Genomic DNA, 21909 nt, shown 5'->3' with positions numbered 1-21909 from the left:
CCCACTACAAGATGGATTGACTGCAATATGTTGTGGCTGGTCCATTTTTTTGTGCAAAAATCCATGGTCTTTTATTTATTTCCTTATTTGAAGATGTGTGGGTTACACGCCTTCGTTATCGAATGCTGGAATGAAACTTTCTTTTGCTGTCTCACCCTCCTGTATAAATCCATTTTCAACGCCGATATCAATGGCATAATCCACAAGCTCATCGTATTCAGAAGAAGTTATAGTTCTGCCAAGCTCTGGAAATCTATTCTCAATTCCCGGCATAGGGGTGTACTGGTTCATGATGCTTATATATATTGAATCTTTGTATGTGTTATATAGATATGTGATTATTGACTTGGAATCATCCAGATGATCAGGAAGCTGCAGATGACGGACGATAACACCTCTCTGCATAATTCCGTCGTCATCAAAGCGGGTCTGGTCTCCTCCGCATTGTCTGACCATCTCAGATATGGAGGCTTTGGCATGTTCAGGATAGTCTGGAGCATTACTGTATTTTGCGGACAGATCCGGTGACATGAATTTGAAATCAGGAAGATACACGTCTATATAGCTATCAAGTAGCTGTATCATCTCGGCCGTTTCATAACCACTGCAGTTATATACAAATGGAAGCTTGAAGTTCCGTGATCTCGCCATGTCTATAGCTGATATGATCTGTGGTATATAGTGATCCGGTGTGACAAGATTGATGTTGTTGGCACCCTTATCCTGAAGCTCAAAGAAAATGTTGCACAGCCTTGATATGGATATATCCTTGCCAGCCTTGCCTCCGGATATGGCTTTATTCTGGCAGAAGCAGCATCCAAGTGCACATCCGGAGAAGAATACGGCACCTGAACCGTTCTCTCCGGATATACATGGCTCTTCCCACATGTGTAGCGCTGCACGGCTCACCCTGACTGTGTCTGTCATATGGCAGGCACCTGTGTGACCGGATGTACGGTCTACACCGCATTTTCTTGGACACAATATGCAGTTGTTCAGGATGTGCCGGATATCCATATTATTTACCTCCAAAATAGATGATAATTGTTATTAACTGATAGGTGAATTAGTATTTGTCAGGGTCAAATGTGCTTATGAGATCAGCAAATTCCTGAAGATCAGCATTTGCTTCCATGTGCTCTATCTCACCCCTATCCATAAGCCCCGCAAGGGAAGGATTGATAGGCAGACGGATCGCGTGGCCTATATACAGGTCTCTTATGACCTGCTCAAGCTGGCTCTTGCCAAATATATAGTGCTTGTTATTGCAGTCAGGACAAATGAAATATGACATATTCTCTATCATACCAATGACAGGGATATTCATGCTGTCTGCCATGTGAACAGCCTTTCCAACGATGACAGATACGAGATCCTGAGGGGTGGTAACTACCACAACTCCATCTATAGGGATGGACTGGAATATGGTAAGTGGCACGTCGCCGGTTCCAGGAGGACAGTCGATGAACATATAGTCTATGTCTCCCCAGATGATGTCTGAGTAGAACTGCTTGACTGTTCCCGCTATGATAGGTCCTCTCCAGAGGACAGGTGTTGTCTCGTCGTCCAGAAGAAGATTCACAGACATGATCTTGATTCCTGTTTCCGTCTCATCGGGATACAGGAAATCTCCTTCTGCCTTTGGTGTCTTATGTACGCCAAATGCCTTTGGAATAGAAGGTCCTGTGATATCTGCGTCAAGTATGGCTGTCTTGTAACCCATGCGCTGCATGAGAACGGCGAGCTGACAGGTTACTGAGGATTTGCCGACTCCTCCTTTGCCGCTGACCACGGCAATAATATGCTTTATATGCGAATCTGGATGTGGCTCTATGATAAGACTCTGTGGTTCTGTTCTGCTGGAACAGCTCTGACCACAGGTACTGCAGTTGTGTGTACAATTCTCTGACATGATACTCTCCAATCTACTGCACATGGATGTCTGTGCAATCTGTGTTGTATGCTAAGTTACGCATTTGATTAATATATATCATTAAGAGGTTACAAAGTCAACGAATGCAGGTACTATGAAATTTGAGAGGTGAGTTGAAATTGACGGGTGTCAAATATATAATCAGAGACATGATAGTATACGGATTGTAGAGTTGAAATGAAATACCTGATAGAAAGTATTCTAATAAAGTAATTGGGCATGAAAAATACTATAAAAAGGAGAATATAGCATGGGAGTTTTATCAAATATCGAGCCATATGGAGTTTTTCGTTTCTTTGAGGAGATATGCGGGATTCCACACGGATCGTCGGATACAAAGAAGATAAGTGATTATCTGGTGAAGTTTGCCATAGACAAAAATCTGAGATATATACAGGATGAGAGCAACAATGTGATCATATTCAAGGACGGAACTGCCGGGTATGAGGACAGTGCCCCTGTCATGCTACAGGGACATATGGATATGGTCTGTGAGAAAGATGTTGACTGTGATATTGATTTTGAGCGGGACGGACTGAGACTAGTGCTTGAGGACGGAGTGATATCCGCTGATGGAACCACCCTTGGCGGAGATGACGGGATAGCTGTGGCATTTGCACTGGCTATACTGGATGCCGATGATATACCACATCCACCGATTGAGTGTGTATTTACGGTTGATGAGGAGATAGGAATGCTGGGAGCTGCGGCGATTGACTGTAGTCCACTTAAGTCACGGATCATGCTCAATCTGGATTCTGAGGATGAGGGGTATCTGCTGGTGTCATGTGCCGGAGGTGCGTGTGCTACGTGCCATATTCCGGTTGAATATGAGAATGCAGAAGATGATCATTCAGTTGTGAAAATTATTGTAGAGGGTCTTACCGGTGGACATTCCGGCGTGGAGATCATAAAACAGAGGGCAAATGCCGACAAGCAGCTTGCAAGACTTCTATATAATATAGGAAGGGATGTTCCATACAGACTGATATCTATAAAGGGCGGTCTTAAGGACAATGCAATACCTAACAAGGCGGAGGCATATGTGGGTATTGATCCGGAGGATGTGGATAACTTTGTAAAATCTGCGGAAAAGAATGAGAAGATTCTGAGGCATGAATTTGGAAATACTGATCCAGAGCTTGTAGTGAAAGTAGAAACGGATCTGTCAGATGATCTGGGTTCATATAATAACGCGGATGATGTGCAGAACGATATGTATGGTAGAACCATGATCAACAGAGTTATGACAGAAAAGTCATCGGATATAGTTATCAGAAGTCTTATGATGATGCCAAATGGAATTCAGAAGATGAGCAATGATATAGAAGGGCTTGTGCAGACATCGCTGAATCTTGGAATATTGAATACAACTGAGGATGAGGTCACAGCAAGCTTTTCAGTAAGAAGCAGTGTACAGTCTGAAAAGGAAAATCTGATAGATCAGCTCCGATGTGTATCTGTCTCGGCTGGTGGAAGTCTGGAAGTGCAGGGGGATTATCCTGCATGGGAGTACAGACATGATTCTCCTCTCAGAGATATTATGGTGGATGTGTTTGAAGAGCAGTATGGAAGAAAGCCTGTTATACAGGCGATTCACGCCGGAGTGGAGTGTGGACTTTTCGCTGGCAAGATGCCGGGTCTGGACTGTGTATCATTTGGCCCGGATATGAAGAATATCCATACAAGCAGAGAGTCTATGGATGTAGCCAGTGTGCAGAGAACATGGAGGTATACACTGGGTATACTTGAGAAATTGAAGTAATTGACAGCAATATAATTTCAATAAGGAGAAGAATGATGGAAAAGGTAAAAGGATTCTTGAAGAAGAAGGACATCGTGTTCAGCGTCAAGAGATACGGAATAGATGCCCTGGGTGCTATGGCACAGGGATTGTTCTGTACTCTGCTTATCGGAACTATATTGAACACACTTGGCAATCAGTTTGGTGTAGGATTTCTCAAAGCGGTTGTTGCGACCGTGAATGGGACAGATTATACAGTTGGCGGTCTCGCTTCTGCGATGGCAGGGCCGGCGATGGCGGTGGCTATAGGATATGCTCTTAAGGCACCACAGCTCGTATTGTTCTCACTGATAACAGTTGGATTTGCGGCAAATGCCTTGGGCGGCGCAGGAGGCCCGCTGGCAGTTTATTTTATTGCAGTTATTGCAACTGAACTTGGAAAGGTTGTCTCAAAGGAGACAAAGATTGACATACTGGTGACACCTCTGGTTACCATCGGAAGTGGTGTGGCTGTGTCTGCACTTCTTGCACCTACACTCGGTGCCATAGCCATGAAGGTCGGAGATCTCATCATGCTGGCTACAAACCTTCAGCCGTTCTGGATGGGTATTGCCGTATCAGTTCTCGTCGGTGTGGCTCTTACACTTCCAATATCATCTGCTGCTATATGCGCAGCATTTGGACTTACAGGACTGGCAGGCGGTGCTGCTGTGGCAGGATGCTGTGCACAGATGGTGGGCTTTGCGGTTATGTCATTCAGAGAGAATAAATGGGGTGGCCTTGTTTCACAGGGAATCGGAACATCAATGCTCCAGATGGGCAACATCATCAAGAATCCGAGAATCTGGATCGCACCTATAGTTACATCTGCGATCACAGGACCTCTTGCAACATGTCTGTTCAAGCTTCAGATGAATGGAACCCCTGTATCATCAGGTATGGGTACATGCGGTCTGGTTGGACAGATCGGAGTATACACAGGCTGGATGAATGATATCGAGGCGGGAAGCAAGACAGCGGTCACAGCTATGGACTGGGTTGGTCTGATCCTAATCTCATTTGTACTTCCTGCAGTTTTCTGCCCGCTCATCAACATGGTGGTGAGAAAACTCGGCTGGGTTAAGGATGGAGATATGACTTTATCATAAAGGTTAGCTGAAATCCGGTGGAAGAAAATTGTCTCAAAATTGTTTCCATCAGGCAGATTACAACAGAAAAGATACAATATTTTCGCAAATAAGATTGAAATTGGCTCGAAAGATACAAATTTACAGATTTTGTGTCTTTCGGGCCTTTTTATATGGAAAAGGAGATAATATTTTCCTAAAATGGGTGATTCAGAAGGAAAAAGATACAAAATATATGGTGCTTGATTTGTGGAGTGAAAATACAGCAAAAATGAGCAGACGATAGAAAAATCAAGAATACAAAAAAAGTCCTTGCCTTGAAGTGAACTCCAAAGAGTATTATTAGATATGTCAGAGAAACAGTCCCTGACGTTTTTCGAAAATATGGTAGTTAAAACAGACAGGAGGACGCTTTAATGAAGAAATTAGGAGCATTTTTAGTGTGTGCTGTTATGGCTTTTGGACTTGTTGGATGCGGAAGTGGCGACAGCACAGAAAGTAAAAGTACCACACAGGCAGAAACCCAGACAGAGGTTGTTACGGATGCGGTCAATGAGGCCGATACAAGCAACGACAACGCTGACTCTACGGTATCAGAGGAACAGACCAGCGAGGAAAGCAGCGCTGATGAGACAGACAATGTTGACACAGAGACAGGTAAGACTCTGGTGATCTATTTTTCAGCAACTGGAAATACAAAAGATGCTGCAGAATATATAGCGGCAGAGACAGGAGCAGATATATTTGAGATCACCCCGGCCCAGGAGTATACATCGGATGATCTGAACTACAATGATGACAGCAGCAGGGTATCAAAGGAACACAATGACGAAAGCCTCAGGGATGTGGAGCTTACCACCACTGAAGTTCCTGGCTGGGAATCGTATGATACGGTATTTGTAGGTTATCCTATATGGTGGGGAACGTCTGCATGGCCGGTAGATTCATTTGTCAAGGCAAATGACTTCACTGGCAAGACTGTATATCCGTTCTGCACATCGGCGAGCTCGGGACTGGGAAGAAGTGCAGATGATCTGGCTTCTGAGGCAGGAAGCGGAGACTGGAAGGATGGTCAGAGATTCTCGTCGGGTGTGACACAGCAGGATGTGGCCGACTGGATAAGCGGGCTCGGCCTTGGACAGTAATGTGTCAGATAAGTAACTGAACAGATGTAATAAACATAGCTGGAAATAATTTGAAATTGAAATAAAAAGAAACAGGAGGATATAAAAATGTTAAAAGAAACTTACACACTTAACAATGGAGTAGCAATTCCAAAGCTTGGACTTGGAACATGGTTCATCGACGATGACAAGGTAGCAGATGCCGTGAGGGAGGCCGTAAAGATAGGTTACAGACATATTGACACTGCACAGGCATACGGCAATGAGCGCGGAGTAGGCGAAGGAGTTAGAACCTGTGGTATTCCAAGAGAAGAACTGTTCGTAGTCTCAAAGGTTGCGGCTGAGCACAAGACATATGAGGAGGCCAAGGCGGGAATCGATGGAACGCTTGAGAAGATGGGACTTGACTATCTCGATATGATGATCATTCACAGCCCACAGCCTTGGGTAAAGGTAAATCAGAGCGATGACAGATACGTGGAGGGCAACAGAGCAGCATGGAGAGCACTTGAGGAGGCATACAAGGAAGGCAAGCTCAAGGCTATTGGTATATCCAATTTCCAGATCGGTGATATCGAGAGCCTTATGGAGACTGCTGAGATCAAGCCTATGGTCAACCAGATACTTCTTCACATCAGCAATACTCCGATAGAACTGGTGGATTACTGTCAGAAGAACGATATACTTGTTGAGGCTTATTCACCTATCGCACATGGTGAGATACTCAATCAGCCTGAGATCAAGGCTATGGCGGACAAGTATGGTGTGACTGTTCCACAGCTCTGCATCAGATATACTATCCAGCTCGGAACAATTTCACTGCCAAAGACGGCCAATCCAGAGCACATGAAGAGCAATACAGAGGTCGATTTCGAGATAAGTGCAGAGGATATGGAGGCTCTTAAGAATTTCAAGAAGATCGAGAGCTATGGAGCGAGCAGTGGTTTTCCTGTATATGGTGGACGTATATAATAAAGAAAAGTTCATAGCTATAGTGGACAGCCGTCAGGTTTGTATAGTTTGCAATCATAAATATCTTGCATAATATAATAGTTACCTTATAATAGAGATGTTGCTAATTTTATACATTTAGGAGGAAATGAACAATATGAAAAAGGGAACAAGTTATATTGTAGTGGCTGCAATGATGATGGGATTGATGCTGACAGGCTGTGGGGGCAATGACAATTCTGTAACTAAGGCTACAACTGAAGCTGAGACAGAAGCAGCAACAGAGGAGCAGGATACTGAAACACAGGACACTGCAGATGATACTGAGGACAGTTCGGTCGCCATTGATGAGGAGGACACAGAGGAAGATACAGAGGACAGTGAAGAGGCAGAAGCTGATCCTTCAATAGTAGGTGTATACACCAAGAATGGTTATGAGAATTCGTATTTTGGATTTAAGATCAACCTTGAAGGAAGCTATGGAATTCAGACAAGAGGTTCATTACTGACTGCCACCGATATCTCTGAGGTTGTGGAGGATTCCAATAGCGATGAGACTGTACAGAGGGCATTGGATAATCTGGACAATAGCTTTACGGTAGGAAACGATTATGCATTCTGTGCAAATGATGGTACACACTATATTCTGCTCAAAATAAAGTCCCCTAAGGGTGGTGGAAATTACGGTTATGATGTGTGGGCTGATGAGAATACAGTAGCAAAGGCAACTGTTGCTCAGATGGATACTGTTATTACATCTACAGCAAGTAGAATTGGCGCTGAAGCAAGCAATATTGAGACTGATTATTCCAAGTGTACAGTATTTGGCGAAGAGCACTACATATGTACAGCAACGGCTGATATGTCTGGAACGGAGTACTCTCTGACAAATGTAATAGTAAGATCAGATGACGGAAAGTATACGATGATAATAGCTATAGAGACACTTGGTGACAGAAATTATCAGGATATTCTGGATAACATGTTCAGTCCATTATAAATTTTACAACTTTACTTTTTCAAAAACAAAAAGTATAATACACATCGAAAGCGAGTGGCAAAGATTGCGTAAATCCAGTTTTGTCACTCGCTTTTTATGTGTATATATAATAATTTTCTAGTGTGTAGCTATTCAGCGTAAGTCCAACTAACTTAGGCGGTAGCTGCTTTTTTTGTTCAGGGAAAGGAGTTTGAAGAGTGGAAGAAATAGATAAGAACAAAGAGGAAAACAGAGAGAGAAATAAGATGAAAGATATGCCAGTTGGAAAGCTGATGATCCAGATGGGTATTCCTATGATTCTTTCCATGGCGCTTCAGGCGGTGTACAACATCGTAGACAGCGCATTTGTGGGAAATATGAAGGTGGGAAGTGAGGCTGCGTTAAATGCCCTCACGCTGGTATTTCCGGTGCAGATGCTCATGGTTGCTCTGGGCATAGGCACGGGAGTCGGCACAAATGCGTTTATTGCCAGAACCCTTGGTCAGGGTGATAAGGAAAGAGCTGCCAAGGTGGCTGGCAACAGTCTGTTTCTCGGTGCTGTAATATATGTGGTGTGTTTGTTATTTGGAATATTGGGAGTGAGGACTTATATAGTCTCACAGACTATGGACACGCAGGTCACAGAGATGGCTGTGGATTATCTAAGAATATGCTGTGTGTATTCATTTGGAATAATATTCTTCTCGTTGTTTGAGAAGCTGCTTCAGGCGACGGGCAGATCCATGTATTCAACGATAGGTCAGGTGATGGGAGCTGTCATAAACATCATACTTGATCCGCTTCTCATATACGGAGTGGGACCATTTCCTGAGATGGGAGTCAGAGGAGCCGCCTATGCGACTATTATAGGTCAGATAGCGTCTGCGGTTCTGCTGTGCGTGTTCCATCTGAGACTTAATAAGGAATTTAAACATGGATGTGCATACATGAAGCCTGACTGGAGAATCATCCGGGGAATATATGCCATAGGACTCCCGGCCATCATAGCCCAGGCACTTATGTCCATCATGGTATACGCGCTGAATCTCATTCTCAAGTTTAACCAGTCGGCGCAGACTGCATATGGTCTGTTCTACAAGGTTCAGCAGTTTGTGCTGTTTCTCGCATTTGGACTCAGGGATGCGATCACCCCGATCACGGCATACAGCTATGGAATGGGTGACAGAAAGAGGATAAATGATGCGATTAAGTATGGAATAATCTACACAATAGTGCTGATGGTGTTTGGAATGGCTGTGACAGAGCTGTTTCCAGCTGCATTTGCCGGACTTTTTAATGCGGGACAGTCCAGAGTGTATTTTATAGACGCCATGAGGATAATCTCCCTAAGTTTCGTATTTGCCGGGGTAAATGTTGCATTTCAGGGAATATATCAGGCCCTTGAAGGCGGTGTGGAATCGCTTGTGATATCGCTGCTCAGACAGTTGATAATCATCCTGCCGCTTGCCGGAGCATTTGCGGCTCTGGTCAGAGGCGGTCAGGCGGATGTATCACTGATATGGTGGGCATTCCCGATCACGGAGATCGTGTCGTGCGTGGTGGGCATGGTGTTGCTGAGAAGGAAAATGAGGAGGGTTACTTCTTCCCTGCGCCTTTCATCATTGACTTAAATGTCAGCATGAATGTTGCACCGCATGAGAATGCGGACACTATGTCGCTGATAGGCTCGGCGTAGTAAATGCTCATGACTGAGTGTGTGCAGTATGGCAGGATGATCGCGAGTGGGATTATCAGTATGACCTTTCTCAGCAGTGCAAATATAAGGGATTTGCCTGCCTGTCCCATGGATATGAAGGACTGCTGACATCCGTTCTGTATGCCGAAGAACATCATTCCGAATATGTATATCGGAAGAACCTTTGCACAGAGTGCTTTGAGGGATTCATCCGAGGTAAATATTCCGGCTGCCACGGACGGGAACATGAATGCGGCCCCGGCCAGGACAAATGACACGACTATGGACATGGTTATCAGTATGGTGCAGGTCTTCTTCACTCTGGCTACGTTGCCCTTGCCGTAGTTGTAGCTGATGATAGGCTGTACGCCCTGTGAAAAGCCGCTCATAGGAATGAAGATCATCTGCATGATGCTCTGAAGTATGGTAAATGAACCTACATACAGGTCATCGCCGTACTTTTGAAGTCCGTGTGTGAAAACGATTGTGATAAGGCTCTCTGTGACCTGCATGATAAATGGGGACACTCCGAGGGCTGCAATTGACAGGATCAGTTTGCCCTGTGGGCGCATCATCTGCGCTGATATGCGAAGACTAGCCTTGTCGGATGTCAGAAATCTGATAACCCATGCCGCGCTTATCGCCTGAGATATGATGGTTGCTATGGCGGCACCCTTGATGCCGAGGTTAAGTGCAAATATGAATATCGGATCGAGGATGATGTTGAATATGGCTCCTATGAGCACAGAAAACATGGCGGTCTTTGACTGTCCCTGAGCAGTGATAAATGTGTTCAGTCCGGTGGTGATCATGACAAATATCGTGCCTATAAGGTAGATACTCAGATAATCATCGGCATGCGGATAGGTGGCGTCACTTGCTCCGAAGAAATACAGAAGAGGTTTCTTCAATAAGTAGATGACAGCCATAACAATAACTGTAAATATGATGAGCAGGGTTACGCCATTTGACAGGATGCGCTGTGCCTTGTCCCTGTCGCCTTTGCCGAGAGCGATGGATGCCAGAGGTGAGCCGCCAGCACCCACAAACACGCTGAATGCACTTACAAGGGTGATGATCGGGAGACACAGTCCGATCCCGGTGAGGGATGCTGCGCCTACCTCCGGGATATGTCCTATGTATATTCTGTCCACTATGTTGTATAAGAGATTGATGAGCTGCGCCACAAATGTTGGAATGCCCATGGAGAGCATAAGTTTAAATATCGGCGCCGTGCCCATCCTCTCTTCAGAATTTGAAGAAATTGTACTTGTGTTCATAACTGCTCCTTAATGTTGATAACTTTTCGAATTTTTCGGAAAAGATTATATTTTGAATAGATGTGTTCTCTATTATAATGCCTAATGTATAGAATATTTCAGTTAGATGGGGTAGTCAATCAACAAATAATAAAGAAAGTATAAAATAAATGATAAGTGGAAAAAGTCCAGCAAATATGCGGGAAACAGTAAAAAACGAGTGAAAATATAGCAAAAACTTGAAAAATTATTCTTGACAAATTTACTAGGAAAGCGCATTATGGTTACAGATATAAGATAAACCGTTGATCAAGAGGAGTAGCGGCATATAACATGTTCAGAGAGTTGCAGGTGGTGTGATTGCAGCGATGGGAGTGCAGGTGAATGGACTTGTGAGGGCAAACCGAAAGATTTGAGATTCAAGTAGGGGAGACGGAGACCTACCGTTATAGAAGGTACATATATGATTGTATATGGTCGAGGGCATCGATATATATAAATATATATAAATTATTTATATATATTTTTTTTTATTTATTGATGAAATTAGGTGGCACCGCAGGAGATTAGATTTCTTGTCCTAATGTTTGTAGGATAAGGAATTTTTTTTATGTCCTGTGGTTTTTTTATATTAATTGGCAAGGAGGATGAGACATGATAAGACCAGAACTTAGCGAGGCAAAGAAATATGCGGCAGACGGATATAGGATGGTTCCGGTGTGCTGCGAGATGTTATCGGATGTGATCACACCTATCAACTTACTCAGAAAGCTGAAAGCGGCGAATGAGCACTGTTACATACTTGAGAGCGTGGAGAATCAGGAGGTGTGGGGACGCTACACATTTCTTGGTTACAATCCAAAGCTTGATGTCACATGCATGAATGGGCACATACAGCTCAAGGATATAGATGGAAATGTGATAAAGGAAGCGGACGATATTCATCCTGAGGTATTCATCAGAGAAATACTCAAGGATTACAGGAGTCCGAAGATAGAAGGACTTCCAACGTTTACAGGAGGTTTTGTCGGTTACTTCTCATATGATTACATAAAGTACAGTGAGAAGAAGCTTGTGATCGATGCCGAGGATGATGAAGGGTTTCAGGATCTGGATCTGATGTTATTTGACAAGGTCATAGCATTTGACAATTTCAAGTCAAAGCTGATCCTCATTGCAAATGCTGACACGTCCGATATAGAAGCCGGATATGCAAAGGCACTTGCTGACATAGAAGATATGAAGAAGCTAATCCTCGATGGAGAGATGGCTGAGATAGAGCCGGTTAAGATGAAGAGTGATTTCAAGCCTCTGTTCAATAAAGAAAAATATTGCAGCATGGTCGAGAGGGCAAAGAAGTACATATTCGAGGGAGATATCTTCCAGGTGGTTCTGTCCAACAGACTTGAGGCTGAGATGGAGGGTTCACTGTTCAATACATACAGGGTTCTCAGAAGCACAAATCCTTCTCCGTATATGTTCTACTTCAGCGGCGACCAGATAGAGGTTGCGGGCGCATCGCCTGAGACACTGGTAAAGCTTGAAAATGGCATGCTTCACACATTTCCACTTGCTGGAACGAGACCAAGGGGAAAGACAAAGGAAGAGGATATGAGACTTGAGGCTGGACTCATGGCGGACGAGAAGGAGCTGGCGGAACACAACATGCTGGTGGATCTCGGAAGAAATGATCTTGGCAAGATAAGCAAGTTTGGAACTGTTGAGGTTGAGCAATACATGAAGGTCCAGAGGTACTCACATGTAATGCATATAGGTTCAACAGTCAGGGGGGAGATCGACGATAGCAGATACGATGAGCTGTCAGCCGTGGATGCGGTACTTCCGGCCGGAACCCTCTCAGGAGCACCGAAGATCAGAGCGTGTCAGATCATCAATGAGCTGGAGGACAACAAGAGAGGAATATATGGCGGTGCCATAGGATACATAGATTTCACAGGAAATCTTGATACATGTATAGCCATAAGGATCGCATACAAAAAAGGCGACAAAGTATTTGTCAGATCGGGAGCGGGAATCGTCGCAGACAGTGTTCCGGAAAATGAGTTCCAGGAATGTATCAACAAGGCAAAGGCAGTTACAACAGCACTCACAATGAGCGCCTTTCATGCGCATGCACAATACATATAAGGAGGACAAAATAAATGACAATACTTATAGATAATTATGATAGCTTCTCCTACAACCTGTATCAGCTTGTGGGGGCAATAAATCCGGATATAAAGGTTATAAGAAATGATGAGTTCACCTGTGAGGAGATCGAGGCGATGAATCCGGATCACATAATCATCTCACCGGGACCCGGAAGACCTTCGGATGCGGGAATGTGTGAGGAAGCGGTGAGATATTTTGCAGGAAAAGTACCAATCCTCGGTGTGTGTCTCGGACATCAGGCGATTTGTGAGACATATGGTGCGACAGTCACATATGCAAAGAAACTTATGCATGGAAAGATGTCGCTGGTTGATGTGGATCTGAACTGCAGATTGTTCAGAGGACTTCAGAGCAAGATACAGGTTGCAAGATATCATTCACTGGCAGCAGCAGATGAGAATTTCCCTGAATGTCTGGAGGTCACAGCCAGGACGGAGGATGGAGAGATCATGGCAGTAAAACACAGGAATTATGAGGTATATGGAGTTCAGTTCCATCCGGAGTCGATATTGACACCGAAGGGCAAGATAATGCTCAGAAATTTTTTAGAGATATAAAATAAGGAGGATATGGCGATGATACAGGAAACTCTTAAGAAGGTAGCAGCAGGACAGGATCTTACATACGATGAGGCATATGCCAGCATGGATGAGATATTCAGTGGCCAGGTGCTGGGAGAGACAACGGCGGGATATCTCACAGCGCTTCACATGAAGGGCGAGACGCTTGACGAGATAACAGCCAGTGCAAATGGAATGAGAGACCATGCGGAGTCTCTTCCACATGACGGAATAGATGTTCTTGAGATCGTGGGAACAGGCGGAGATTGTGCGAATTCATTTAACATATCGACAACGAGTGGTATAGTTGCAGCAGCGGCCGGAGTACCGATCGCAAAGCACGGCAACAGAAGCGTATCGAGCAAGAGTGGCGCAGCGGATGTACTTGAGGCTCTTGGTGTAAATATCTCCATATCACCTGAAAAGATGGGCAAGGTTCTCGCTGAGTGCAACATGAGCTTTATGTTTGCCCAGGTATATCATAAGGCGATGAAATATGCAGGTCCGGTCAGAAAGGCACTTGGAATACCGACAGTATTCAATATCCTTGGTCCTCTTACCAACCCGGCAAAGGCTCAGATGCAGATCATGGGAGTATACAAGGAGGAGCTTGTTGATCAGATGGCTCCTGTACTTGTTGGTCTTGGCGTAAAACGGGGACTTGTCGTATACGGACAGGATTGTCTGGATGAGATATCCATGAGCGCACCTACAACAGTTGCAGAGATCAAAGATGGCGAGATCACAAAGTACGAGATCAAGCCAGAGAATTTCGGATTTGAGAGATGCAGCAAGGAGGATCTGGTGGGCGGCGATCCTGAGGAAAACGCGCAGATTACCCGCGATATCCTGTCAGGCAAGATCAAAGGAGCCAAGAGAAATGCAGTTGTACTGAACGCAGCAGCTTGTATCTACATCGCAGGCAAGGCAGATTCCATAGCGGATGGAATCAAGGTTGCAGAGGACGTGATCGACAGTGGCAAGGCTGCTGAGACGCTTGATGCATTTGTAAGACTGACAAATGAGTAGATAAGTTTTATCGCAGACTATGATAGAAAGTTGTATAGAGAGGTAAGAGATGATATTAGATGAGATAGCTGCAAAGACAAAGGAACGTGTGGCGGAGCAGAAGAAAAAAGTTCCTCTTGAGGAGATGAAGAGACAGGCACTTGATATAGTTGCCAGAGAGACGGATAACGGCAGCAGCCCATATAGTAAGTTCCCATTTAGGGATAATCTGGCAGCGGATGGAATATCGTTTATCTGTGAGGTCAAGAAGGCATCGCCTTCCAAGGGGCTTATCGCACCGGACTTTCCCTATGTTGAGATCGCAAAGGAATATGAGGCGGCTGGTGCTTCAGCCATATCGGTGCTCACTGAGCCGTTTTATTTCCAGGGAAGCAATCAGTTCCTGATGGATATAAAGAAGGAGGTAAATATACCGCTGCTGAGGAAGGATTTTACAGTTGACGAGTATATGATATATGAGGCAAAGGTCATAGGAGCCTCGGCGGTGCTTTTGATTTGCGCAATACTGGATGACGAGCAGCTTGGATTATACCTGCAGCTTGCGCATGAACTTGGGATGTCGGCTCTGGTTGAGGCTCACGATGAGGGTGAGGTCAGACGGGCGATAGCCTGCGGAGCCGGCATCATCGGAGTGAACAACAGAGATCTCAGAACATTTACGGTGGACATCATGAACAGCGTTCGTCTTAGAAAGCTGATACCGGATACGGTGCCAGCCACCCATATGGGGACGGAGGTACCTGTCACTGATACAGGAGCTACGGCTGACACTTTAGCACCCCAGAAGATGGTGTATGTGTCTGAGAGTGGAATCAAGGCAAAAGAGGACATAGACAGGCTCAAGGCAAATGGAACTGATGCGGTGCTCATAGGTGAGACATTTATGAGAAGTCCCGACAAGAAGAAGTTGTTTGCGGAACTTAGAGGCGAGTAACATATTATATAGAAGAAACACAATACAAAAGTGTAGAAATTACATTTGAAAATATATCTGAGAAGACAAAAACAGGAGGAAAAACATATGTCAAAAGGCAGATTTGGCGTTCACGGCGGCCAGTATATTCCAGAGACTCTGATGAATGCGATGCTGGAGCTGGAAGAGGCATACAAGAAATATAAGGATGATCCGGAGTTCAACAGAGAACTCACAGAGATGCTCAACGAGTATGCGGGAAGACCTAGCAGACTTTACTATGCGGAGAGAATGACAAAGGATCTGGGCGGTGCAAAGATCTACCTCAAGAGAGAGGATCTGAACCACACAGGAGCGCACAAGATCAACAACGTAATCGGACAGATGCTCCTTGCCAAGAGAATGGGCAAGACAAGAGTTATCGCGGAGACCGGTGCCGGACAGCACGGTGTTGCAACAGCTACAGTTGCAGCCATGATGGGCATGGAGTGTGAGATATACATGGGCGAGGAGGACACGATCAGACAGGCTCTCAACGTGTACAGAATGAGACTTCTGGGTGCAAAGGTTCATCCGGTAAAGACAGGAACAGCCACACTGAAGGATGCTGTATCCGAGGCATTTCGTGAGTGGACAAGCAGGATCGATGACACACACTATGTACTCGGCTCAGTCATGGGACCATATCCTTTCCCTGAGATCGTTCGTGATTTCCAGGCTGTGATCAGTAAAGAGATCAAGGCACAGCTCATGGAGAAGGAGGGAAGACTTCCTGATGTCGTCATGGCATGTGTGGGCGGCGGTTCAAATGCCATCGGAGCTTTCTATGATTTCATACCTGACGAGAGCGTCAGATTGATCGGCTGTGAGGCAGCAGGCAGAGGTGTTGATACATTTGAGACAGCGGCAACCATCGCAACCGGAAAGCTTGGTATATTCCACGGCATGAAGTCCTACTTCTGTCAGGATGAATTTGGTCAGATCGCACCTGTACATTCGATCTCAGCGGGACTTGACTACCCGGGAATCGGACCTGAGCATGCATACCTTCACGACATCGGACGTGCAGAGTATGTGGCGATCACAGATGACGAGGCTGTGGATGCATTTGAGTATCTGTCAAGGATCGAGGGAATCATCCCTGCGATAGAGAGCGCACACGCTGTGGCTTACGCCATGAAGCTGGCACCTACAATGGACAAGGATAAAATAATAGTGATCAATGTATCAGGACGTGGTGACAAGGACGTTGCAGCCATCGCAAGATACAGAGGGGAGGATCTTCATGAGTAATATATCAAAAGCATTTGAGCATGGAAAAGCATTTATACCATTTGTGACATGTGGCGATCCGTCGCTGGATGTGACAGAGGAGGTAGTATACGCAATGGTGGAGGCCGGTGCAGACCTTATAGAGCTGGGAATCCCATTCTCAGACCCGACAGCCGAGGGTCCGGTCATTCAGGGCGCAAATATAAGAGCGCTTGCAGGCGGCGTGACGACAGACAAGGTATTTGACCTTGTGAGAAAGCTACGCAAGAAAGTGACAATACCTATGGTGTTCATGACATATGCAAATGTCGTGTTCTCGTACGGTTCGGAGAGATTCATCAGCACATGCAGGGAGATTGGCATAGACGGTCTGATCCTTCCTGACATTCCTTACGAGGAGAAGGACGAGTTTGATGGAATCTGTAAGCAGTATGATGTGGATCTCATTTCACTCATCGCACCTACATCCCATGAGAGAATATCCATGATCGCAAATGATGCGAGTGGATTTGTATACTGCGTGTCATCACTCGGTGTAACCGGAACCAGAACCAAGATTACCACAGACATAGGAGCAATGGTCGATCTGGTGAAGAAGGCGAAGGACATCCCTTGCGCTGTAGGTTTCGGAATATCCACACCTGAGCAGGCAAAGCAGATGGCGGAAAAGTCAGATGGTGTCATTGTCGGTTCAGCCATCGTCAAGCTGTGTGCCCAGTACGGCAAGGACTGTGTGCCTTATGTGAGAGATTATGTGAAGAGCATGAAGGATGCGATAAGGTAGGAAATTATAGATACTAATTGGGGTATGCATTTGTGGATGCATATTTAAGAGAGTCGGAGAAATCTGGCTCTCTTGTGTTTTATAGATATATTTATAAATATGTTGACACCTCAGTTAGTTTTTGATATAACATATACATCAGCGATTGCTGATATCCATAATGAAAATTGAATAAATCATATTTTAAGTAGAAGAGTTTGAAAACATGATGAGTAGCAAGTGCTACAAGTCTGCGATCATGACTCTTTTTTTGTTGCCTTTTGGGCATGGGGCAGATTTCAAATGAAAACTGAATATGCATCTGCCCGGTATCCGGGGCAGCAAAGAATACGGACACAGCGACTGTCGTCGGCTGAAAAATGACAGACCGAGGAGCAGGCACCATGGAGGTGTGAGCTGGTGAAGCTTCAGATAACACATTGACAACATTTTGTAGATTTATTTTAGGTTTATTTTTTCATTATGGAGGTAACGATTATGAGATATTCATTTACAGAAAAGACATCACACAGACAGCAGGAGACAGCATACATGCTTTACATGATCATCGGCAGCTATTTTCACAGATGCAGCTGCAGATCAAAGGCGTTGGAGGAGAATCTCTTCCTTTATTATAAGGAGCTTCAGGAGAAGAGACAGGTGGAGAAGGAGAGACAGATCATCAGAGTCAGCGAGGGTGTGCTGAAAGACAATATGACAGATCTTGCGGAGATGAATGCTGAGGTGGTTATCTCAAGGGCAGATGATCTGTATATATTAAGATTTTACACAGGATTTGAGAGAGTCGTGGTGACTGTCGATGAGAAAGGCTGCTATGAGATAAGCCTGGGTAGGGATGAACTAGCGGTATAGAAGGTGTTGTGAGCAAACAGATGAAGTATAGTGGCAGTTGTTCAGGGCATAAATAAACTTGAGCAACTGCCGTGTTTTTACTTGATATGGGAACTAATGTTCGATATAATAGATGCAGGTTTTAGCCTAGAGTAGGAGACTTTTATGGATCATTTTGAATTGGTATCGGAATACAAGCCCACCGGAGATCAGCCGGAGGCAATAGAAAAATTGGTAAAGGGTTTTCAGGAAGGCAATCAGTTCGAGACGCTGCTCGGTGTAACCGGATCTGGTAAGACATTTACCATGGCGAATGTTATACAGCAGCTTAATAAGCCAACACTGATACTAGCACATAACAAGACTCTGGCGGCGCAGCTTTATGGGGAGATGAAAGAATTTTTCCCGAACAATGCGGTGGAGTATTTTGTATCATACTACGATTATTATCAGCCGGAAGCATATGTGGCGTCTACGGATACCTATATTGCAAAGGATTCGTCTATTAATGACGATATTGACCGGATGAGACATAGCGCCACAGCAGCACTCATAGACAGAAAAGATGTCATAGTGGTTGCATCTGTATCGTGTATATATGGCATCGGTGATCCGGACGAGTACAGGAATCAGATGTTGTCGTTCAGAGTTGGCATGATAAAGGACAGAGATCAGGTCATCGATGAACTGACAGATATACAGTATGACAGGAATGACATGGATCTGCAGAGAGGCACATTCAGAGTGCGTGGGGATGTACTTGAGATAATTCCTGTGTCAACATTTGACGATGGAATAAGGATAGAGTTTTTTGGTGATGAGATAGACAGGATCACAGAGTTTGATCCGCTCACTGGAGAGGGAAAGAGGGATCTGACATATACCTGTCTGTTCCCGGCGTCCCACTATGTGGTTGGACAGGAGAAGATGGAGAAGGCACTGAAGAGGATAGAGGCGGAGCTCAAGGACAGAGTTGCTTACTTCAAGTCAAAGGATAAACTCATCGAGGCACAGCGTATCGAGGAGAGAACTAACTTTGATATGGAGATGATGAGAGAGACTGGATTTTGCTCTGGTATAGAGAACTATTCCGGTCCGCTGGCTGGAAGATCAGCCGGAGAGACGCCGAGCACACTTCTGGATTTCTTTGATGATGACTTTCTTCTTATTATAGATGAGTCACATATGACTGTGCCTCAGGTTGGCGCGATGTATTCGGGAGACCGATCCCGTAAGATGAATTTGGTTGACTATGGATTCAGGCTTCCATCGGCACTTGACAACAGACCACTCAACTTCTCGGAATTTGAGCAGAAGCTTGATCAGGTCATGTTTGTATCAGCCACACCGGGCAAATACGAGGAGGAGCACCAGATGCTTATGGCTGAACAGATCATCAGACCTACAGGACTTCTTGATCCGCCGGTTGAGGTCAGACCGGTGGAAGGTCAGATAGATGATCTGCTGAAAGAGGTTCGCAAGGAGACCGAGCAGGGACACAAGGTACTTGTGACAACACTTACCAAGCGTATGGCTGAAGATCTCACCAGCTATATGAGGGACAATGATATAAAGGTAAAATATCTGCACTCGGATATAGACACCATGGAGAGAGTTGAGATAGTGAGAGATCTCCGCCTTGGAGTATTTGATGTGCTTGTTGGAATCAACCTTCTGAGAGAGGGTCTTGATATACCGGAGATCACACTGGTAGCCATACTTGACGCTGATAAGGAAGGTTTCCTGCGATCGGAGACATCACTCATCCAGACCATAGGAAGAGCAGCCCGAAATGTGGATGGACATGTCATCATGTATGCGGATACTATCACGGGTTCTATGAAGTATGCCCTCGATGAGACGAGCAGACGTCGTGAGATACAGCAGAAGTATAATGAGGAACATGGAATAACCCCTAAGACTATAGAGAAGAGCATAAGGGATCTCATAACCATAGAGGTGAAGAAGGAGGAACTTCCAGAGGAGGATAAGGACGCTGAGTCCATGACGAAGAAGGAGCTTCAGAAGATTATCGCCAAGCTGACCAAGAAGATGAATATGGCGGCAGCAGACCTCAACTTTGAGGTGGCGGCAGAGATCAGGGATCAGCTCAAGGTGTATAAGGCGGCACTGAGAGATTATGATAAAGAATAGATGGATGCAGGGTAGATAATTAAGATATAACAAATATAAATAATAAAGAGAAAAGGTTAGATCAAGATGGAAGACAATAAGAATTATGAACGTGGTGAGCATCTGGAGAATATAACGGATGCGAGCATGAAAGATGATGATTATTTCAACGCCAGCAGGAATATTGACAGGAAGTATATTACTATTGAGGGCGCACGTGAAAATAATCTGAAGAATATCAATGTCAAGATTCCAAGGGACAAATTTGTTGTCGTGACAGGACTTTCGGGATCAGGTAAGTCTTCACTGGCATTTGACACGATATATGCGGAGGGACAGAGACGATACATGGAGTCGCTGTCCTCCTATGCGAGACAGTTCCTTGGACAGGCTGAGAAGCCGGACGTGGACAAGATAGAGGGACTTTCCCCTGCAATCTCCATAGATCAGAAGTCAACAAACAGAAATCCTCGATCCACAGTTGGCACTGTCACTGAGATATACGACTATTTCAGACTTCTCTATGCCAGAGTGGGAATACCACACTGCCCGAACTGTGGTAAGGTCATAAGCAGACAGACGGTTGACCAGATGGTGGATGAGATCATGAAACTACCTGAGAGGACAAAGTTCATGGTGCTTGCGCCTGTGGTCAGAGGCCGAAAGGGAGAGCATGTAAAGCTGCTGGAGAAGGCAAAGAAGAGCGGATTTGTCAGAGTGGTTGTCGATGGCAGCATGTATGAGCTGTCGGAGGAGATAAAGCTCGATAAGAACAAGAAGCACAGTATAGATATAGTTGTCGATCGTCTGGTTGTAAGACAGGATGTGGAGAGGCGACTCACAGATTCCATAGAGACCGCACTTCAGCTTGCAGAGGGGCTTATGAAGATTGAGGTGATCGGGGAGAGGGATGAGAATGGTGTTCAGAAGGAGAATACCATTATCAATTTCTCAGACAGCTTTTCATGCCCGGATTGCGGAATCAGCATAGATGAGATAGAGCCGAGAAGCTTTTCGTTCAACAATCCATTTGGCGCATGCCCGACATGTGCAGGTCTTGGCTTCAAGATGGAATTTGATCCGGATCTTATGATACCCGATCAGAGTTTGTCGATAAATGATGGAGCCATAGTGGTTCTGGGATGGCAGTCATGCAATGATGGCAAGAGCTATTCAAATGCAATACTCAGGGCACTCAGTGCGGAGTATGGATTCTCTCTTGATACGCCATTTCAGGATTATCCACAGGATATAAAAGATCTCTTATTATATGGAAAGAACTCACGACCGGTTAAGGTGCATTATAAAGGACAGCGCGGGGAGGGAGTGTATGATATAACATTTGAGGGACTCATAAAGAGTGTTGCCAGAAGATACAGGGAGACATCTGCGGAGTCCACAA

The 21909-nt window shown here is 45.0% G+C and carries 18 protein-coding genes; 15 read left to right on the top strand and 3 right to left on the bottom strand.

The genetic code is table 11. The annotated features are described in order from the left end of the window. Positions 1 to 102: 102 nt before the first annotated feature. Both ABUA34_RS04975 and ABUA34_RS04970 read right to left on the bottom strand, forming a co-directional pair. Positions 103 to 1017 (bottom strand): radical SAM protein, encoded by a 915-nt coding sequence (locus ABUA34_RS04975; protein WP_349819008.1) that lies wholly within the window; start codon positions 1015 to 1017, stop codon positions 103 to 105. A 49-nt stretch (positions 1018 to 1066) separates the two neighbouring features. After that, positions 1067 to 1912: a P-loop NTPase gene (locus ABUA34_RS04970; RefSeq protein ID WP_349822947.1), complete on the bottom strand. Its 846-nt coding sequence runs from the start codon at positions 1910 to 1912 to the stop codon at positions 1067 to 1069. Between the two features lie 271 nt (positions 1913 to 2183). On the opposite strand from ABUA34_RS04970, the gene ABUA34_RS04965 reads away from it, so the two are divergent. From ABUA34_RS04965 to ABUA34_RS04940, 6 genes are all read left to right on the top strand, one after another. Beyond that, a complete protein-coding gene (locus ABUA34_RS04965; protein ID WP_349822946.1) occupies positions 2184 to 3698 on the top strand; it encodes an aminoacyl-histidine dipeptidase in 1515 nt (504 codons plus the stop codon). A gap of 35 nt (positions 3699 to 3733) precedes the next feature. Beyond that, positions 3734 to 4825: a PTS sugar transporter subunit IIC gene (locus ABUA34_RS04960; RefSeq protein WP_349822945.1), complete on the top strand. Its 1092-nt coding sequence runs from the start codon at positions 3734 to 3736 to the stop codon at positions 4823 to 4825. Between the two features lie 395 nt (positions 4826 to 5220). Then, positions 5221 to 5949, top strand: coding sequence for a flavodoxin (locus tag ABUA34_RS04955; RefSeq protein ID WP_349822944.1), 729 nt, complete (start codon positions 5221 to 5223; stop codon positions 5947 to 5949). An 87-nt stretch (positions 5950 to 6036) separates the two neighbouring features. Beyond that, positions 6037 to 6900 carry an aldo/keto reductase gene (locus tag ABUA34_RS04950; RefSeq protein ID WP_015534418.1) on the top strand — a complete coding sequence of 288 codons (864 nt, stop codon included), beginning with the start codon at positions 6037 to 6039 and terminating at the stop codon, positions 6898 to 6900. Positions 6901 to 7036: 136 nt separating this feature from the next. After that, positions 7037 to 7879, top strand: coding sequence for a hypothetical protein (locus tag ABUA34_RS04945; RefSeq protein ID WP_022217400.1), 843 nt, complete (start codon positions 7037 to 7039; stop codon positions 7877 to 7879). A gap of 245 nt (positions 7880 to 8124) precedes the next feature. Beyond that, the gene (locus tag ABUA34_RS04940) at positions 8125 to 9489 is read left to right on the top strand and encodes an MATE family efflux transporter (RefSeq protein WP_055146381.1); all 1365 of its coding nucleotides are present in this window, start codon (positions 8125 to 8127) and stop codon (positions 9487 to 9489) included. Here the strand turns inward: ABUA34_RS04940 and ABUA34_RS04935 are convergent. Continuing rightward, the gene (locus ABUA34_RS04935; RefSeq protein WP_055145993.1) at positions 9455 to 10834 is read right to left on the bottom strand and encodes an MATE family efflux transporter; all 1380 of its coding nucleotides are present in this window, start codon (positions 10832 to 10834) and stop codon (positions 9455 to 9457) included. The two genes, ABUA34_RS04940 and ABUA34_RS04935, sit on opposite strands and share 35 nt — an antisense overlap. A 633-nt stretch (positions 10835 to 11467) precedes the next feature. Between ABUA34_RS04935 and ABUA34_RS04930 the strand changes: the two genes are divergently transcribed. From ABUA34_RS04930 to ABUA34_RS04890, 9 genes are all read left to right on the top strand, one after another. Continuing rightward, entirely contained in the window at positions 11468 to 12961 is a 1494-nt protein-coding gene (locus ABUA34_RS04930; RefSeq protein ID WP_349822943.1) for an anthranilate synthase component I family protein, read from the top strand. Positions 12962 to 12975: 14 nt separating this feature from the next. Then, a complete protein-coding gene (locus ABUA34_RS04925; RefSeq protein ID WP_055145999.1) occupies positions 12976 to 13542 on the top strand; it encodes an anthranilate synthase component II in 567 nt (188 codons plus the stop codon). A gap of 18 nt (positions 13543 to 13560) precedes the next feature. After that, positions 13561 to 14574 (top strand): anthranilate phosphoribosyltransferase, encoded by a 1014-nt coding sequence (gene trpD, locus ABUA34_RS04920; protein WP_349822942.1) that lies wholly within the window; start codon positions 13561 to 13563, stop codon positions 14572 to 14574. A gap of 49 nt (positions 14575 to 14623) precedes the next feature. Continuing rightward, positions 14624 to 15508: an indole-3-glycerol phosphate synthase TrpC gene (trpC, locus tag ABUA34_RS04915; protein WP_349822941.1), complete on the top strand. Its 885-nt coding sequence runs from the start codon at positions 14624 to 14626 to the stop codon at positions 15506 to 15508. A gap of 87 nt (positions 15509 to 15595) precedes the next feature. Beyond that, the gene (gene trpB / locus ABUA34_RS04910) at positions 15596 to 16780 is read left to right on the top strand and encodes a tryptophan synthase subunit beta (protein ID WP_055222380.1); all 1185 of its coding nucleotides are present in this window, start codon (positions 15596 to 15598) and stop codon (positions 16778 to 16780) included. Beyond that, complete coding sequence (gene trpA, locus ABUA34_RS04905) at positions 16773 to 17543, top strand: tryptophan synthase subunit alpha (protein ID WP_055222381.1); 771 nt, start codon at positions 16773 to 16775, stop codon at positions 17541 to 17543. The genes trpB and trpA overlap by 8 nt, the downstream gene beginning before the upstream one ends. A 477-nt stretch (positions 17544 to 18020) precedes the next feature. Further along, complete coding sequence (locus tag ABUA34_RS04900) at positions 18021 to 18395, top strand: hypothetical protein (protein WP_015534409.1); 375 nt, start codon at positions 18021 to 18023, stop codon at positions 18393 to 18395. A gap of 144 nt (positions 18396 to 18539) precedes the next feature. Next, positions 18540 to 20528: an excinuclease ABC subunit UvrB gene (uvrB, locus tag ABUA34_RS04895; protein WP_349822940.1), complete on the top strand. Its 1989-nt coding sequence runs from the start codon at positions 18540 to 18542 to the stop codon at positions 20526 to 20528. Between the two features lie 126 nt (positions 20529 to 20654). Beyond that, on the top strand, positions 20655 to 21909 hold a 1255-nt coding region (locus ABUA34_RS04890), incomplete at its 3' end, for a UvrA family protein (RefSeq protein WP_502880261.1).

It is taken from the genome of Coprococcus sp. RTP21428st1_C9_RTP21428_210409, from assembly GCF_040227395.1.
GTDB lineage: Bacteria > Bacillota > Clostridia > Lachnospirales > Lachnospiraceae > Coprococcus > Coprococcus aceti.
Note: the sequence above shows the minus strand (reverse complement) of the source record. Positions and strands in the feature narration are given on the sequence as shown.